The sequence below is a fragment of the Alicyclobacillus sp. SP_1 genome (genome assembly GCF_024706985.1).
In the GTDB taxonomy this organism is placed as follows: Bacteria; Bacillota; Bacilli; order Alicyclobacillales; family Alicyclobacillaceae; genus Alicyclobacillus_I.
In genome coordinates, this window is sequence record NZ_JAMCCX010000033.1 from 1 (window position 1) to 17,724 (window position 17,724).

Consider the following 17,724-nt stretch of genomic DNA (forward strand, 5'->3'; position numbering starts at 1 on the left):
GGCTTTTCGCTCTCACCAGAAACGGCGTCTTCAAGGTTCTGCTTGATGCGATTACCTAACTGCGTTGTAGTGCTAATTGAGAATTGTCAATTCCGTCGTCTTGGACATTGAAGAGTGGCAGAAACCAATTCAAGTTTGCTTGCGGAGTCTCCGCAAAGGTTATTGTTCCTCCTGGTATCGGTCTGCCCACGGGTTGTGTTCCGGTATTTCCGTGGTTAGCAGGTACTGAAGTGGCCGTAGATGCGGTACCGCAACCAGAGACACCCGTGGCAACGCCAGAAGCCATGAGAGTCATCATGGTGAGCTTGCGAAATAATTTTATCCCTCGCTTTGCATTCTGCATGTTCACATCCCCCTAAGTCTTCTCTGACATACATAGAAAACGGTTTGCACTACTTTCGTTGTCCTTAAAAGTAGACAACCCCTCTCGAAGTGTCAACAGTTTTCACTTTGGAACCTAATATAGCACAAAGCAAAGAAATATCAATGGTGTATTCAGAATTTTCTTTGATAGGATTTGCGGGGATGAGAAATATCAATTTATGAGGGCTTGCTGTCCATCCTAATGCCCATCATTCGAGAAGTGGGTATTGAGTTCTTCTAACGTTTTCATATAGTGCCATTGCAATTCCCTAACAACCCGATCAGAATCTTTACTTTTCAGAGCCTCTAAGAGAACTCGGTGAATTTCCACGACATGATTGAGGCGTAGCGGAAGAATGTTCGATATTGTCAAGAACATCGCGCCCACCAACGGATCTAACTGCTGGTGCGCTTTAATCAACCTAGAATGATTCGATATCTGTACAATCCCATGATGAAAATCAATATCGCATACAACCATATTTTCGACATCACCAGAGACCAAAGCCTGCTCAAATTGATTTAAAACGGTCTGCAAATAATCATAGTCAGCATCTCTTATATGCGGTAGTCCAATACGCATGGCTTCGGACTCTAAAATTGCTCTCAAAGAGTATATTTCATAGGCATCCTTGGAGGACAAAATCGTCACGGTAGCACCCTTGTTCACTTCGTGGGTAACAAGACCTTCACTTTCCAAAATCAACAGTGCTTCTCGAATTGGACCACGCGATATCTGCATATCCCGAGAAAGATGAACCTCATTGATTCTCTCCCCCGGCTTCAATTCACCATGTAAAATCATTTGTCGTATTCGATGCGTTGCTCCTTCAGTCAGGGACGTTCTTGTCAGATGGGAAGATAAAGTTCGATACATTTAGGCACCCCGTTATGCTGTATTAGTTGTTCATATTTCCCACTACATTTCTTTGGTTTCGTCTATACAGTCAGCAACCCCAGATAAACTGGGGTTCCCACCTGTCCACTATAAACAACTCATACGATTCACATCAAGGTCCAACATCGTTTTATTTCGTCGGCGAAACCCACCAGTACTGCATCTGCGGAATTCCAGGTGATGCGTCTGCATATTTTACCGTTCCATGCACATTCGGCGCGTGCACACTAAGTGTAGCCGTATTATTTAGCCACAACACTGGCAAATGTTTTGCTGTGTAGAGTTCGTATTGGTAGAACACAGACATGTTCTTCTGCCGCGTTGGATATGGTTCATGTGTTGCTTGTATCACCGAATCTTCTTCGGAATTGCTATACCCATCGCCAGAAGGTGCTCCCGTACCAAACAAACCGCCTCCGGATGGGTAAAAGCCAGGTCCATCATAATCCCAACCCAAACCAGTAGCTATTTGCCAGGCACTTGGGTCTTTCGTGTTGCTCGTCACGCTGATAAGCGTACTGAAGGGCATCGGTTTGAGTGTGACATCAATACCTTCTTTTGCCCAATCTTGCTTCATGACGACGGCTGTATCCGATTCCGACTGTGTGCCACTTGGAAATAGCATGGTGAATTTCAGCTTCTGATTTCCTTTGGTCATAACTCCGTCGACCAGCTTCCAGCCATGGGCCTCAAGAAGTTTCTTGCCTTTTTCAATATTGAACGGATACGGATTTTTGGACAAAGCGGAGTCATAGAACTGCGTTTCAGGAACGGTTGGAATAGGGCCATCGATGGGCGGAGCATAGCCGTGATAAATAGATTGATTAATGGCTTGACTGTCCGTGCCCATTTGCATGGCTTGCCTCACGTATAGCTTATCGAAGATCTTTCGAACTGGAGAACCAGGAAACATATTTAATTCCGTGTCTAAATAGCCAAACGTGTACATGGGAGTAATGACATCCCCCTGCGAAAGGAGAGAGCTTCGAGAACCATATTGACTCAGATCCAAAAACCCTACGTTGACCGTGTTTGACTTTAACGCAGAAAACTCAGAACTATTCGATGCTTCGTAGGCAAAGATAATTTTGTGAACGATGCTTTTGTGTCCGGAGTAGTTCTCGTTAGGAACGAGTGTCCAGTACTGGTTTTGAACAACCTTAGATAACTTGAACGGACCATCCACTACCGAGACAAACTTTGGATTGGTCGCCTCACTACCCAAATATTTAATTTCCTTGTCTATATTTTTATGTATATCCCATACAGACGATGGCAACGGAACCAGCTGAATGAGTCCATTGTATATAAACCATTGTTGGTTTGCTGGCTTTTTCAGCGTAACCGTCAGTTCATATTTCCCATTTGTCTTGACACTCCGAACTCCATTTGGAATGTCCCCCGTACCTGCGCCGACATATGGCCAGGGAGCAGGAGCATTAGCTGCCGAAGCCGCTTTAATAACATCCCATGTAAACAAGACATCTTTGCTGGTCACAGGCTGCCCATTCGACCACTTCCATTTTGGATTGAGAAATACATGATAGACCGTTCCACTGGAGTTGTAAGTAATTTTATCCGCTACGGATGACTTCCAGTTAATTGAGTAGTTATTGTTGATCCAAAGCAGAGGCTTGTAAATTTCATCATATAGCCCTGCGTTGTAATCGAAAGAAGCATTGGTGATGGGGATATACCAATTATAATTGGTTTGTGGCGACTGAGCGTCAATAATTGTTCCCCCAGCAGTCGGTGCTTGAGGAGTAGATGACCTCGACTTAGTCACCACAGTAGACGCGGTTGTTCCGCACCCCACTACAAATGCCAATACTCCAAAGGAAGTCATGGCTAGAACTCCAACAGCTCGTGTCTTTCTTGAAATGACCCTTCGTTTTGTCATAGAAACACATCCCAACGTTCTGAATTTCTGCGCGTCCATTTCCGCACCTTGTACCAACCCCATCTTTTCCAATCATTCAACAATCATGCGAGTAAACACAGACGAAAAATCCTCTTCATACTATCTTGATTTTTCGAGTATGTACCACAAGTCCAAGTAAGCAACTGCATGGGGATAAGTGATGACTGTCGACACTTTTACCTTAACTGAAAATAACCGAAATTTCAATATCGGGAGAATCAACAATCATTGCGTGAAAGTGGCCTCCACGAAAAACAACGCGCAGATACACTATGCGGGGACGGGTAGTCACCGTACATTTTCTGCAAAATATTGATACAAGTTCTTTTTCTTGATTTCATAACTGAAGGAGTTGTTTGCATGAGTCATCGCATGAACTGAGGCCAGGCCTCCCACAACAAAACAATACTTGACGTACTAGCTGATGTTGACTAGGATTACGAAGGAATTAACTTCATCTCTTCGGGTGCTCTGGGAACAGAGATAATAGGGAAATCGGTGTAATCCCGATGCGGTCCCGCCACTGTAATCAGCGTCTTTCGAAACAATGCCACTGCATAGCGCGGGAAGGTGTTGCGTCAGTCGAGCTGAGAGTCAGGAGACCTGCCGGAAGAGCTAGAGCGAAACCTTCGAGGAGAGGTTGCGAGGATATGTAATTTATTATCCGAACAAACAGTCTCTGCCACACGCAGAGATTTTCTTTTGTGAAGGGGACGCCTCATGAACGATACTCAGGAGGTATCTCGGTGAAAAAGTCTGTCGTTATGATTCCCACTGTGTTGGCTACTTTGACTCTTGGCGTTGCAGGTTGTGGTACGAATACCGCATCCGGTAGTGGAAATTCCTCCACAACGTCCCTACAGTCATCCGTCAGCACAACCCATCAAACTGCTTCCACCTCGCAAGCGACAACCTCACAGACGGTGACTCAGTCCTTCCCAATCACGTTAACAGACGGTGCAGGCCATAAAGTGACTATCGCTCGTCGCCCCCAGCGCATCGCCTCGACAACCGAAGGAACGGACGAGATTCTGACGGCGCTCGTCCCAAAAAAGGATATTGTTCTCGTGACGAGCTACGCCGATGACCCGCAATATTCCAATGTGACGGCTCTTGTCAAAGGAATTCCCACTATCCAGAATCTCAATGCTGAACAAGTCATTGCTGCCAGGCCAGATCTTGTATTAACAGCCACTTATGCTAAGCAGAGCGTCGTCCATCAAATTGAACAAGTTGGCATCCCAACCTATGAGTTCAATGATTTTAATTCCATTGCCTCCATTGAACGAAATATCGAGATTGTGGGCAAGCTGGTTGGACAAGAAGCCAAGGCCGTAAAGCTCGTTTCGACCATGCAGTCTCAGTTGAAGAATGTAGAGAATGCAGTCCGGGACCAGAAAAAAGTAACTGTTCTAGACTACAGTTCCTACGGATATGCAGCTGGTTCATCGACCACCGTAAACAATATCATTGTAGATGCTGGTGGGATTAACGCAGCAGCTAAACTGAACGGATGGCAGCAGATTTCAGACGAAGAAATTGTGAAATTAAATCCGAATGTCATCATCGACGCAAGCGACGACAAGGGGTTTGTTCACAAAATTCTCTCAAATCCCGCTTTAGTCGATGTTTCTGCTGTTAAGAATCACCGCGTGTATCGTGTGAACAGTGCTGATTTGACAAGCGTGTCCCAGTATATAACGCGAGGAGTCCGCGATGTAGCCAAGGTATTGTATCCAAATGTAAAAATCGGTAATGAGTAATCGTCGGATTCGATGGACTTTTGTCACTCTCGGTATCGCTCTATTCATAGGGGCGGCACTAGAACTGTCTCTGGGACCTGTGACTATCCCCGTTCCCCAACTCATACCAGATGCATGGTCCTATTTTCAGGGCGTGCATGATACCAATAACGTTGTCATTGGAGCTATCCGTTTGCCGCGACTGTCTGTCGCGGCACTCGTTGGAGCGGGGTTGGCCACCACCGGGACTGCTCTGCAGGCCGTTTTTCGGAATCCGATGGCTGACCCATCAATCATCGGGGTGTCCAGCGGAGCTTCCCTCGGAGCAGTGTTGACCATTCAACTTGGACTATCGCAGTTGAATGAGTGGTCTACCCCCGCAGCAGCGTTTCTGAGCGGACTCATTGTGGTGTTTGTCATCTATCGCATTGCCACTGTGCAAGGGAAGACATCCATCTATGCATTATTGTTGTCAGGCGTTGCATTTACGGCACTATGCAGTTCCATCGTAACATTGATTCTGTCGCTCGCACCGCTCGAGACTATGCAACAGATGCTGTTTTGGCTAATGGGCGGTCTCAATGGAAGTACATGGCATGAAGTACTGATGCTTCTTGTGTTTGTCACAGTGGCCGTTGGCATTTACCTGACGCAAGCCCATGCATTGGATGTGCTTTCCTTAGGAGAAGAACAAGCACAGGGTGTCGGGGTGCCGTTGCAACAGACGAAGCAGATTGTGCTCGTCACCTCTGCTTTTGTCGTGGGTGCATGTGTCAGTTCTACCGGAGTGATTGGGTTTGTAGGATTGGTCGTGCCCCACCTATTGCGCATTTGGATTGGGCCTTCGAATCGACGGCTCATCGTCGCCTCAGCTATTGGGGGTGCCGTCCTGATGCTGTTTGCAGACTTAATCGCGCGAATGATACTCCTCCCGGCTGAGTTGAATGTGGGCATCATTACGTCTTTGCTGGGAGCACCCTTCTTTCTATTCTTACTGCGCCGTCAAGAATCAAGTGTCTATCGGGGGTGAAGAAATGAACCAGGCGGCAGCACTTCTCATGGAAGACATATCTTATGGCGGAGTATTGGAAAATATTAGGTCTGAATGGATGCGGGGTCAAATGGTCGGGCTTGTGGGCCCGAATGGAACAGGTAAATCAACGCTACTGCGTCTCCTCGCAGGTGTAAATCGACCCACTCTAGGTCGAATCTATATTCTCGGCCAATTGAATTCCAAAATATCTCCGAAAGACCGAGCTAAACAGGTGGCTTATCTACCCCAACAAATGCCAGAGAACGCATCGTTTACGGTTGAACAGTACGTAGAGATGGGGCGTTTCCCGTATCGCACACTCTTTGGAGGCCTCGATAAGGAAGGCCGCGAAGCTGTGCATCGAGCTATGGCTGTCTTGAACTTGTTGCCGTTTCGAAACGCTCGGCTCGACCAAATATCCGGTGGGGAACGACAACGTGCTGGCGTTGCACGTTGTCTGGCACAGGGAAGTCCAATCATTCTACTTGATGAACCAATTGCCAACCTTGATGTCCATTATCAACTGGACATCCTTCTGTATCTACAAGGACTAGCCCAAGAGGGGCACCTCATTGTCATCGCAATTCACCACCTCGAGCTTGCCGCCAGGTATTGCGACAGACTTTTATTGCTGCAATCAGGTCGTGTCTATGCTGAAGGACCTCCGCAGGAAGTTCTGTCAGAATGTGCTTTAGAAGAGGTGTTCCAGGTGAAAGCCAAAACATATGCCGATCCGTTTGGAGGACACCTGCGCGTGAGCTATTCGCCTTGAAGCTCACAGATGGAACGCATTCCGAGTGCACTCTTGCAAAACCCACGAGAATCTAAAGAGAGGCCAATGAGCGGGATCCACCAGCCTCCGCAATATCCCCTATTTCAGTTACCCGCACCCGGTTGCGCCGATGCGTGCGAATGCGTCAGCAGACCCATCCCACCGCGCTTGAACCACGGGCCTCTGGCACCGAGCAGGACGATGCCATAGACAAACATCCCAGCCATACAGATGTAGAAAAATCCAGCAAATCCAATTCCCCCAACAATCACGAATGTTAGCCCTCCGGCAATGCCAGCAATCACGTACTGTGCAAAAGACCAAAGCGCCCACCCAGAACCTTGCAGCGTTGGGTGGATATCTTCTAGTGTTTCTGAGTAAAGTGCCATCCAGGGACCAAAGCCAATTCCAAGCAACACACCTTGAATGGACGTGTACCAAATCATGGTTGAAACAGATACGGTATGGCCGATTAAATGAATCCAGAAAAACATAAACACAATAGCCCCGACGACGCCTATCATGGAACAAATTTTGCGCAATTGCAGCCAATCGGAAATCACACCCACGACAATCAATGACGCCAAGTTGGCGAGCCAGAAATAACTCGCAATGCCCGCTGCCTTTGCCGGTGGATATTTAAACACCGTCGCAAGATAGAGTGGGCCAAAGGCCGTCGTGAAATAGTACACCAAGAGGAAGAGGACGATGCCGACAGCCAGAGACCAAATTCGAAACGAGGCGAAGACGAGACGAGGATTGGCAATTTCCCCACGGACGCGCGACGCATTCTTCTCAGCCGTTCGTACGTCTTGGTGATTGCGTACAATCTGTGCCCGCAAATTCGGCGACAAGTCCCGGATAAAGAGAGCAACAACGATACTGATAACCAGACAAACGGTCCCCATAATGTAAAATTGGGACTGCCAGCGGTCGTGAAAGATAGGTAACGTCCAACCGGCGACACCTGCCGCAAGGAAATTGGCCCCGACTGGGCCAAATGTCCAGAGGCCAAACCCCAGTGCACGACCAACGCGTGGCGTGAAGTCACGGACCAATCCGGTCGTTGCAGGCAAGACAAGGCCAAGCACGATGGCCATAATCAGTCGGACAATGATGAACTCAAGGGTATTGTGCACGAGCACCATTGCGAAGACCGCAATCGCCGTAATAAAGGTGCCCAGAACAATGAACACTGTGCGTCCGTAGCGGTCAAATCGTGACCCTAAGAGCATTGCAACAATACCCGAAACGACTGTGGTTCCTCCCACGATAAAACCGTAGTCTATCAAGTTCAACTTCAGGAAAGGAAGTAAAATAGGAACTACAGGAGCGAGTTCTCCTTCATAATTTGCGACAACATTGGCGATGATGACCAGTACTAAAAGACCTATTTGCAACCAGCCGCGCGGATAAATCACCACGTCTCGTCTACGAAACCAACCCAGAACTCCGTTCGACTTATCGACATTTACCTCCCGAGACATACAAAGCCCTCCTCAATTCCCCGCATCTTGTAACAGGGTTATTGAACTATTCTTTGCCTAAGTTTTCGCGTCGCCCAATTCACTCGACAATTTATGCAGTATCGATCGCGCTAAAATGAATTAAATATTCAGATATTTATTGACGCATGAGCGCACACTCAGTGTCTCTGACTCGATCACCCCCATGTCAATAGGACATCCAAAGCCTCAACCGTCGATCCGCTCACCCAGAGCGGATTCACTTCCAACGCCTGTAAAGAATCGGACACATTCATCGCCACAAGGGACAGGCGATAAATCACGTCCACGACGTTGTCCATATTGGCGACAACCCGTCCGCGCGATCCCATAAGAACGTCCGCACCACGCAAATCGCGCAACATCTGCAAAACATCCTCCCTAGACACCGGGAGAACCCGAATTACCGTGTCCTTGAGCACCTCCACAAATATCCCACCGAGGCCAACTGCAAGTACTTGCCCCCACAGTGGATCTTTAACAATGCCAACGAGTAGCTCCGTACCAGCCCTACGCATCGGACTAACCAACACACCTTCAATACGACTCGATGGAGATTTCAGCGAGACCGTCTCCACCATGCGCTTAAAGGCAGCAGACACATCGCGTTCGTTTTGCACATCGAGCACAACTCCTCCAACATCACTCTTGTGCGCAATGTCTTCGGAGTGTATCTTCATGGCAACTGGAAACCCTATGGCTTTCGCGGCCAAGGCCGCTTCTTCTGCGGTAGTTACCAATGCCGCCGGCACCACTGGAATTCCTGCTTGTTCAAGAAATTGCCTTGCTTTGTATTCCGACCAACTCCCCTTCGGCGGCCCCTCGATCCCTGACGATTGAATCGCTGCTCTATCTGGAAGCTCGAACGTCGCCGTTCGACGATTCTCGTACCACCAAACTGCTTTTCCGAGAGCCGTCATCCCGTGCTGCATGCCCCCGATAAAATGGAGATTGGTCTTCTCAACAATCGAGCGCCCAAACGGCGAAATGTCTACTGCGGTATTCATCATAAGCACGATGGGTATGGGGCATTGTTCTATCAGCCCCTGGAGTCTACTAAATTGCTCGAAGGCAGCAGTCGGGTCCTCAGGTTCCGTTCTCGGTGGTTCTGTCAAACACAGAATGAAGTCAAACCCATCGTCCTTCGCAACCACTTCGAGAGCACGCAACAGCAGCGTCCGGTCAACCACCACATAACCCGTCACGTCGAGTGGATTGTGAACTGTCGAAAATGTCGGAACCACGTCCTTTAATTGAGCCACCGTCGACGGGGAGAACGGGGGCAGTTGGAGGTGTTCGTCGGCAGCGCGATCGGCCAAAATATCGCACGCCCCACCGGACGGTGTGACGACCGCCACTCGACGTCCCATGAGAGGTGGTGCATAACCGAGCACACCTGCCGTGGTCAGCAAATCTTCCAGTGAGTCAACGCGAACGATACCCAGTTGCCGAAAGACCGCATCATTGACGTCGTCATCACCAACAAGCGCTCCGGTATGTGCCCTTGCCGTTCGCGCACTCACTACGCTTCGACCAATTTTTAATGCGACAATTGCTTTTCCTTTTGAAAGCGCTTTCTTAGCGACGCGAGAAAATTCCTTTGCATCCCGAATCGACTCCAAAAATACAGTGATCACTTTCGTGCACGGGTCCTCGACCAGATAATCCATCACATCGGTTGCAGAAATCATCATCTCGTTCCCCACTGCGACGAGCAAACTGATGCCAATACTGCGCGCCTGCGCGAGCGTCATCACGGAACTTGCCAATGCTCCACTTTGCAGCACGATGCCAATAGGCCCCGAGATAAGAGGTGGCACTACAGGAAGTCCGTAGGGGGTCAATTGCTTCGTGGCATATACAAATCCGTTACCGTTCGGTCCGAGAATGACTTGGTTGTGAGCGCGTGCAAACGCAGCCACCTGGCGTTCCAAGTCCGTCCCATCGGGGCCAGTCTCGCTGAATCCAGCCGTCAATACGACGAGATTTTCTACTCTTGCGTTGGCTGCGTCATTAAGCACTTGCATGATTTGACTCGTGGGCACCATGACGTAGGCAAGATCCACATGTTCAGGAATGTCACACAAAGACGCATAGGTCCGTTGCCCATGTACAAACTCCCGGTGTGGATTGACACAGTGCACGTGCCCTGCAAAAGCAAAGTTCTTGAGATTCGTGAACGTGTTTACAGACCATCGCGATTTTTCTGTAGCCCCGACCAAAGCAATGTTGGACGGTCCAAAAAATGTTCTCAAACGCAGAGGACTGACTCCTGGTGTTTCAGGCATGGTGGACTCCCCCTCAAACAACCTCAAGTATTCGCGAGTAAACAGGGCTCACGGCCAATTGGTTCGCGGATTTTCATCCGACATCCAACCGAAAATAAGGTAATGTCAAATCCTCAGCGAGATCCGCAAACGTGACGACGACCTTCCGGCCAATTTCGATGTCGTCTGGCACACCGACGATTCTCGTCATCATACGCACACCTTCGTCGAGTGCAACCAAGGCAACAACGTACGGAGTTTCCTCTGCAAACGGGCCAAAGGCCGTATGCACCACCGTGTACGAATAAATCGTTCCACGGCCATGGGATTGCTTCCAGACAAGATCATCGGAAAAGCAGTACGGACAGATGGATCGTGGATAGAAAATATGCTGATGACAAAGAGAACAGTACTGAATCCAAAGTTCGTGCCTTTGAAGACCTTCCCAGAACGGACGAGAGTCGCTGTCTAGAACGGGCCGTGGAAAGTTTTCGTCCACTTCTAATCCCTCCCCAAAATCACCGTAGCCGATGATGACAAAACGCCGCCTGTTCCGCTCACCAAGGCCAGCCTTGCATCTTTTACTTGTCTTGGCCCGCACTCTCCGCGAAGTTGGCGAGTGGCTTCAATCAGCAAGAAAATCCCATACATCCCTGGATGACAATACGACAGACCTCCACCATTGGTATTCATAGGAAATTCGCCGCCAGGAGCCGTTCGCTGGCCACTGACAAACGCGCCTCCTTCACCGAGATCGCAAAATCCCAGTGCTTCAAGAGTCAACAGGACGGTAATCGTGAAGGAGTCGTAAATCTCCACCACATCAATTTCGTCACGTGCTACACCCGCCCGCTCGAACGCGCGTGCCCCTGACTCTTTGGCGCCTGTGACAAGCAAGTCTGGCATATTGCTAATCGAGTTGTGCGTATGCGTCTCCCCGTGGCCAAGAACCCAGACGGGTCGCTTGGTCGATCTCGCTGCAGCCTTCGCAGACGCAACTACTACCGCACCCCCACCGTCGGTGACCAAACAGCAGTCCAGAAGGTGAAGTGGTTCCGCTATCCAACGAGAGTTCAGTACATCCTGAATGGTTATAGGCTCCCGCATAAACGCCTTTTCGTTCATCTGCGCCCACTTCCGAGTGGCCACAGCCACCTCTGCCAGTTGCTCGGACGTCGTCCCATATTGGTGCTGATGCCGCATTGCTGCAAGTGCATACGCGCCTACTGGGACTGGCAGTCCAAACGAACGCTCGTATTGTTCCGTCAACACACTATGGGGTGAAAGGCGGTTCCTATTTCTATCCGACCGCTGGGTACTTCCATACGTAATGAGTGCCACATCGAACAATCCGGCGCGAATTCCCGCCACCGCATGACCAAGGTGTGCCTCAAACGACGATCCCCCAATATTGGTTCCGTCCGTATACTTCGGTTGAATGCCTAAATACTCCGCCAGCATCAGATTCGGTGCCCACGTCCAGTTCCCAGCTGTAAAAATGGCGTCCACGTCGTTCCTGGTCAACCCTGCATCATCCAGAGCCGCCTTCGCCGCCTGAGCCTGCAATTGTAACACTGTCCGATTGGGCGTAAACCCCAAATCGGACTCCGCAACCCCGACAATTGCTGCAACATAGTCCCGTACCACCCGTTTCTCACCCCAATCTGGGCATGACCGCAGCCATGTCACGAAGCGTCCTCTTGAGAACTTTCCCCACACCATTACGCGGAAGCGAGTCGACAAAAACAATCACTTGTGGTGTTTTGTACTTTGCCAAGTGGTCTTGACAGTACCTCAATAGCTCCATCTCGTTTACGAGAGACCCTGGTTTTCGAACCACATAGGCAACCACCTCTTCGCCAAGGCGCGGTGAAGGGCATCCAACGACCGCGACTTCGGAGACAGCCGGATGCTCCATCAGTAACTCTTCTAAATCGCGGGGATAAATATTAAATCCTCCGCGAATAATGACGTCTTTCTTGCGGTCCACGATGTACAAATAACCCTCCTCATCCACTTTGGCGAGATCACCCGTGTGCAGCCACGGGCCGTCTAAGACTCTTGATGTCTCCTCAGGATTTTGAAAATAACCGATGGTTACATTGTCCCCCTTTACCAGCAGTTCACCGACCTCACCGACGGGCATCTCTCGTCCCTCCTCATCCACAATGCGAATCTCCACTCCAGGAATGGGAACGCCAACAGACCCCGGTTTATGGGCCATTCCATGTCTATGGGCGGTTACAACTGGTGAAGCCTCGGAAAGCCCGTAGCCCTCATACACATCTGCTGAAAATTTCTCTCGGAATGCCGAGGCGAGCGCGACGGGCATCGGCGCCGATCCAGAACCTACCCATTCTAGGCTAGACAAATCGTAGTTTCCGGAGGATGGATCCGCCAGCATCGCGTGAATCATAGCTGGAACAGCAGAAAAAGAGCGTACTCGGTGACACTGAATTGCAGCAAAGACTTCGGTGACATTAAATTTCGGAAAAACGACCACGGAGCTTCCTGTGAGAAATAAGACGCTAGACATGGTCAATCCGTAGATATGAGCGAGAGGAAGTACCCCAAGCGTAGTTCCGCGCACGCCATCGTTGATTGAGGCGGAACTCACTGCATTGGAATACAGATTCTTATGCGTGAGAATCACGCCTTTTGGAGCACCGGTCGTGCCAGACGTGTACAGAATCACTGCCGGGTCCGATTCTTGAATGCTGACTACGGACTGGGTCTTCCCATCCAACTGATGCCTTGTAGCTTCTGAGAGCCGTATGACTCGCACTGACCCCGATTGTACTTGCGAAGCCTCAGGCTTTGCCAAGTCACTAGGCTCTGCATCGTCATCGACCACAACGACGGTCGGTGCAGAGTCAGAAGCGGCAAACGCTTCTCGAATTTTCCCAAGGACAGCCACCGATGTAAAAATCACTTGTGTGCCGGAATTTCGCGCGATAAATTCAATTTCTCGCGCGTGCAGCAGATACATTACGGGTACAATCACTGCTCCAGTACGCGTGATGCCTTGATAAATGAAAAATACTTCGGGAAGGTTCGGCATGCAAACCATCACGCGGTCGCCCTTCGTTACCCCCATACCAAAGAGCATGGCTGCAATTCGTGCTGCCGCGCGCTCAGTATCTCGATTGGTATAGGTCTGTCCCTGAAAAAAGATCAACGGATACTCTCCGAATGTTTCGATATTATTCCGAAGTAAATCTTGTAGTAGCAATCGCATCCCCTCCTCATTCAATCCGTGATACAAGATACTGCAGTATGGACTCACCTACAGTTAGAGGTTTATCGACCTTGCATTCCGCCAACAAAGTTCCACCGACCGAACGAAACCCTCACGCCCAAGGGCCGCAGTAGTGCAATTTCTACGTTTCACAGGTCACGTCATGGGCAGGGCTCGCTCCAGAGCAATCAGTCCAGCAACTCGCCCACTTTGACATGACCGCGTAAGAGATTCCGAGAAATGATGAACCGCTGAATTTCATCCGTTCCCTCGAAAATTCGCCACAGCCGCATTTCCCGGTACCAACGTTCGATAGGCAGTTCCTTCGTATATCCCATTCCGCCGTGAATCTGCAAGACTCGGTCCACTACGCGATTCGCCATATTCGTGCCAAACAATTTTGCCATGGACGACTGGTGGCGCGCGTCCAGGCCTTTTTCCGCCAGCCAGGCCGCGCGAAGAACGAGCCACTTGGTCGCCTCAATTTCTACCGCGGAGTCTGCAATCATCCACTGAATCGCTTGCCGGTCCGCAATGGGTTTGCCAAACGTGACGCGCGTCTGCGAATAGTCAATCGCCATTTGCAACAGACGCTCCGAGGCACCTATTGCCCGCGCAGGAATCAGCCAGCGACCTTGGCCAATCCATTGCATCCCTAAATTAAATCCTCCACCAAGCTCTCCGAGAATGTTCTCTTCCGGCACCCGGACATTTTCAAACACCAGTGACGCAGGGCCCCATTCTCCCATCGTGTGGATGTACTCAGACCGCCACCCCATGTCTCGGTCGACCAAGAAACAAGTGACGCCGCCACGTGCACCTTTTTCTTTATCGGTTACCGCAAAAACCATGGCGAAGTCTGCTTCGTTTCCATTTGTGATAAACACTTTCTCGCCGTTTAAAATCCATTCAGTGCCCTCTTTCACTGCGGACATTCGAATATTTGCCGCATCCGATCCGGCCCCCGGCTCGGTCATTGCAAAGCAGGATCTGCGTTCCCCAGCAATCACCGGGAGCAGATAGCGCTTCTTTTGTTCTTCGTTGCAAAAGTAGAGAATGTTGTCCGCAGACCCTCCAAAGTTAAAGGGAACAAAGGTGCGCCCCAGTTCCATTTGAATGAGCGCGGTCATGACAGGACCGAGATTGGCACCACCATATTCTTCTGGCGTATTAATCCCCCAGAAGCCAAACTCCTTTGCCTTATTCTGCAAAGCATGAACTTCTTCGCGCGTGATGCCTGGTCGATTTTCGCGTTCATTTCTCAAAACTTGAGATTCGAGGGGAACCAATTCTCGTTTAATAAAATCGCGTACGGTGCGCTGAACCATTTTTTGCTCGTCATTAAGTGCAAAATCCATGGTTAATCCCTCCCAGATGGCTTATCGACTACCGCCATTGATGTAAATGACCTGCCCAGATACATAACTGGCCTCGTCACTCGCCAAAAACGCCACGACGTTCGCAACGTCTTCCGGCTGTCCAACCCGTCGCAGTGGGATACGCTCTGCGGCCATTTTTTGGTTTTGCTCAAAGTCCGCACCCACGCGTTCCGCGGTCTGTTTCGTCATGTCAGTCACAATGAATCCCGGTGCCACTGCATTGACGTTGATGTGAAACGGTCCGAGCTCAATCGCCAACGTTTTCGTGAACCCCTGAAGTCCAGCCTTGGCGGCTGAGTAATTGGCTTGCCCGCGATTCCCGAGCGCCGAAGTGCTGCTAGTGTTGACGATTTTCCCGTACTTCTGCTCGACCATGTACTTTTGAGCAGCTCGACAGCACAGAAAACTGCCCTTGAGGTGCACTCCCATGACCATATCCCAATCGTCTTCGGTCATTTTGAACAGTAAATTATCCCGCAGAATACCTGCGTTGTTGACGAGAATATCTACCCGACCTAAGAGGTCAGCCACCTTTGCAAAAGCCTCTTCTACTTCTTCGGCACGCGACACATTGCATCCCATTCCAATGGCGGATCCACCCGCTGCACAAATCTCGTCAACGACCGCTTGGCAAGACTCTTCTGTCAAATCTAGCACTGCTACTTTGGCATTACCCGCTGCGAATTTTTTGGCCGTGGCAGCGCCAATTCCGCGACCCGCACCAGTGACCACAGCCACGCGCCCATCAAATTGCCCCATATGCCAGCCTCCTCATTTCAGTGCGTACCACATCTTCTCGTCAACTTGGTGTTCCTCCACCCAATTGCGCTCAAGCATTAAATCGAGGTGCCCTTGCACTTCCGATAGACCCAAGAAGATTGCTTCTCCTTCCAATTTTGGAAACAAAGCTTGGCTCAGTTGGAAAACTGACATTTCTCCTTGCTCTAAAACCTTTACAATGTCGTGACACCGCTTCTCCTGCTCTGCAAATCGCTTGTGGATTACGTCCATATGTCCGACATACGGTTCTCCGTGTCCCGGATATACCCTCTGAATCGGAAGTTTTTCCGTCCGTTCCATCGAGGAACGATATTGTATGAGGGGTTTAGGGCGCGCGACTTCATTCGGAGCCGGAGGTTCTATAAATGCGTTGGCGGAAATGTCTCTCAACAGGTGATCTCCAACGAACGCGTCACCTGTCCTTTTGTCAAAGAGACAAATATCCGTCTGACTGTGACCTGGAACATAAAGTACTTGATACGCTGCCTCTCCCGCACTCAGCACGTCGCCGTCGCTAAGATAGTGAATCCTTTTCCACCTCTCTTCCTGGTACGTGCGCTTACGCCGACTGACTCCGGACGCTTGGCAAGCTGAAAAGAAAGTTTGGAAGTAAGCTTCCATTCGTTGAAACGTCTCTATGCCTCCTTCCAGGAAGGGACGGGCTCGCTCATGCACAAAGACAGGAACATCCACTTCACGTTGAATCTCGGCCACGCCCCCAGAATGGTCCACATGCATATGCGTCACAATAATCTGCTCTATATCTTGCAAGGACAGTTCCTCTTCCTGAAGCGCACAGCGAATAGACATCACACCGCTTGGTCTGCGAATGCCCGTGTCGACTAGCGTAATTGGATGGCCAAGAAGGATGTAAGCGTTTACAGAACCTTCAGGATACGGCGTTGCTATCTCCACCCTGCGTACCTTCGAAATGGTTGACACACCCCCTTCCGCATGAATAGCCGACCTCTATTCAGACGAGCAGCACGATGTCTACTCGAACGGTACCGCCCTTACTCTCGGCCGACCAAGCGTTGCACCATGGCATACTGACGTGCCGTATAGTCCTCAATAGACTGGCCATCAAACTTATACGACTGAATAGCCCACATATGACCTATGCAAATAAGATTATGGGCGAGATATTCGCTATCTACTGCCTGAAACTGTCCACCCTTTATCCCTTCGTCAAGAATGTCGCGAAAACACACGTAGGTCATTTTTTCTTGTTTACGAAGGGCCTGACGAAATTCTCCAATGAGTGCCAGGTCCCGCAACGCCACATAGAAGTGGTCACTATTTTCATCAATGAGTCGATAGTAGGCCCGCATGAAGGCAAATAATTTTGTACTCGCAGGACTTTTCGTCTCTGCAATCGGATATACGTCTGTCTCCAAACGTTGAGCGATCCGCTGTAACATCAAGTACAATAAATCTTCTTTTTTCCCGACATAGCGATAGATAGAGCCCACGCTAATTCCGGACTCCTCGGAAATATCTGGTATCGAGGTGCGGTCATACCCATTCTTCCGAAACAGTCGAGCTGCCGCGGTGCACAGTACCTCCCGTCGGAGGGCTAACAAATCAGGGTCTTTGATGGAACTTTGGATATCGCTCGCCATGGCGCCTCCTTATCACACGAAGTGAATGCTCACTCCGCGCTTATCACAGTCTTACTCAGCCAAGGACCTTGATACAGCACTGACGATAAAATTTATGCACCCCCAAGCCGATTATTCAGTAAACCCTGATTTCGAGGGTCTTGAACTTCTAGAATCATTGAAAAGGCGCTCCCTGTAAGGCTAAGATGAGTTTGTCGAGAACAA

The 17,724-nt window shown here is 49.8% G+C and carries 15 protein-coding genes and 1 riboswitch; of the genes, 3 read left to right on the forward strand and 12 right to left on the reverse strand.

Annotated features, from left to right (window positions below; translation table 11 throughout):
- Window positions 1–55: 55 nt before the first annotated feature.
- The 3 genes from M4I36_RS10210 to M4I36_RS10220 form a co-directional block, all read right to left on the reverse strand.
- The gene (locus M4I36_RS10210) at window positions 56–343 is read right to left on the reverse strand and encodes a hypothetical protein (RefSeq protein ID WP_258111634.1); all 288 of its coding nucleotides are present in this window, start codon (window positions 341–343) and stop codon (window positions 56–58) included.
- Window positions 344–562: 219 nt separating this feature from the next.
- Entirely contained in the window at window positions 563–1,240 is a 678-nt protein-coding gene (locus M4I36_RS10215; protein ID WP_258111635.1) for a GntR family transcriptional regulator, read from the reverse strand.
- Window positions 1,241–1,391: 151 nt separating this feature from the next.
- Window positions 1,392–3,107 carry a peptide ABC transporter substrate-binding protein gene (locus tag M4I36_RS10220; RefSeq protein ID WP_258111636.1) on the reverse strand — a complete coding sequence of 572 codons (1,716 nt, stop codon included), beginning with the start codon at window positions 3,105–3,107 and terminating at the stop codon, window positions 1,392–1,394.
- A gap of 522 nt (window positions 3,108–3,629) precedes the next feature.
- A riboswitch (cobalamin riboswitch) is annotated at window positions 3,630–3,807 on the forward strand.
- 121 nt (window positions 3,808–3,928) lie between these two features.
- Here M4I36_RS10220 and M4I36_RS10225 point away from each other — a divergent pair.
- Genes M4I36_RS10225 through M4I36_RS10235 form a run of 3 tightly spaced genes read left to right on the forward strand, consistent with a single transcriptional unit; the run spans window position 3,929 to window position 6,729 of the window.
- A complete protein-coding gene (locus M4I36_RS10225) occupies window positions 3,929–4,945 on the forward strand; it encodes an ABC transporter substrate-binding protein (protein ID WP_258111637.1) in 1,017 nt (338 codons plus the stop codon).
- Window positions 4,938–5,954, forward strand: coding sequence for a FecCD family ABC transporter permease (locus M4I36_RS10230; RefSeq protein WP_258111638.1), 1,017 nt, complete (start codon window positions 4,938–4,940; stop codon window positions 5,952–5,954). The genes M4I36_RS10225 and M4I36_RS10230 overlap by 8 nt, the downstream gene beginning before the upstream one ends.
- 4 nt (window positions 5,955–5,958) lie before the next feature.
- Entirely contained in the window at window positions 5,959–6,729 is a 771-nt protein-coding gene (locus M4I36_RS10235; RefSeq protein ID WP_258111639.1) for an ABC transporter ATP-binding protein, read from the forward strand.
- Window positions 6,730–6,833: 104 nt separating this feature from the next.
- On the opposite strand, the gene M4I36_RS10240 is transcribed toward M4I36_RS10235, so the two are convergent.
- From M4I36_RS10240 to M4I36_RS10280, 9 genes are all read right to left on the reverse strand, one after another.
- Entirely contained in the window at window positions 6,834–8,216 is a 1,383-nt protein-coding gene (locus M4I36_RS10240; protein ID WP_258111640.1) for an MFS transporter, read from the reverse strand.
- 176 nt (window positions 8,217–8,392) lie between these two features.
- The gene (locus M4I36_RS10245) at window positions 8,393–10,522 is read right to left on the reverse strand and encodes an acetate--CoA ligase family protein (protein WP_258111641.1); all 2,130 of its coding nucleotides are present in this window, start codon (window positions 10,520–10,522) and stop codon (window positions 8,393–8,395) included.
- A 73-nt stretch (window positions 10,523–10,595) separates the two neighbouring features.
- On the reverse strand, window positions 10,596–11,000 hold the full coding sequence (locus M4I36_RS10250; protein ID WP_258111642.1) for a Zn-ribbon domain-containing OB-fold protein: 405 nt from the start codon (window positions 10,998–11,000) through the stop codon (window positions 10,596–10,598).
- Between the two features lie 2 nt (window positions 11,001–11,002).
- Window positions 11,003–12,190 (reverse strand): acetyl-CoA acetyltransferase, encoded by a 1,188-nt coding sequence (locus M4I36_RS10255; protein ID WP_258111643.1) that lies wholly within the window; start codon window positions 12,188–12,190, stop codon window positions 11,003–11,005.
- Complete coding sequence (locus M4I36_RS10260; protein ID WP_258111644.1) at window positions 12,156–13,733, reverse strand: class I adenylate-forming enzyme family protein; 1,578 nt, start codon at window positions 13,731–13,733, stop codon at window positions 12,156–12,158. Before M4I36_RS10260 ends, M4I36_RS10255 begins: the two co-directional genes overlap by 35 nt.
- 194 nt (window positions 13,734–13,927) lie before the next feature.
- Entirely contained in the window at window positions 13,928–15,097 is a 1,170-nt protein-coding gene (locus M4I36_RS10265) for an acyl-CoA dehydrogenase family protein (RefSeq protein WP_258111645.1), read from the reverse strand.
- A gap of 21 nt (window positions 15,098–15,118) precedes the next feature.
- The gene (locus M4I36_RS10270; RefSeq protein WP_258111646.1) at window positions 15,119–15,877 is read right to left on the reverse strand and encodes a beta-ketoacyl-ACP reductase; all 759 of its coding nucleotides are present in this window, start codon (window positions 15,875–15,877) and stop codon (window positions 15,119–15,121) included.
- A gap of 12 nt (window positions 15,878–15,889) precedes the next feature.
- Window positions 15,890–16,840: an MBL fold metallo-hydrolase gene (locus M4I36_RS10275; protein WP_258111647.1), complete on the reverse strand. Its 951-nt coding sequence runs from the start codon at window positions 16,838–16,840 to the stop codon at window positions 15,890–15,892.
- A gap of 71 nt (window positions 16,841–16,911) precedes the next feature.
- Window positions 16,912–17,520, reverse strand: a complete 609-nt coding sequence (locus M4I36_RS10280) for a TetR/AcrR family transcriptional regulator (protein ID WP_258111648.1) — start codon at window positions 17,518–17,520, stop codon at window positions 16,912–16,914.
- Between the last annotated feature and the right edge of the window lie 204 nt (window positions 17,521–17,724).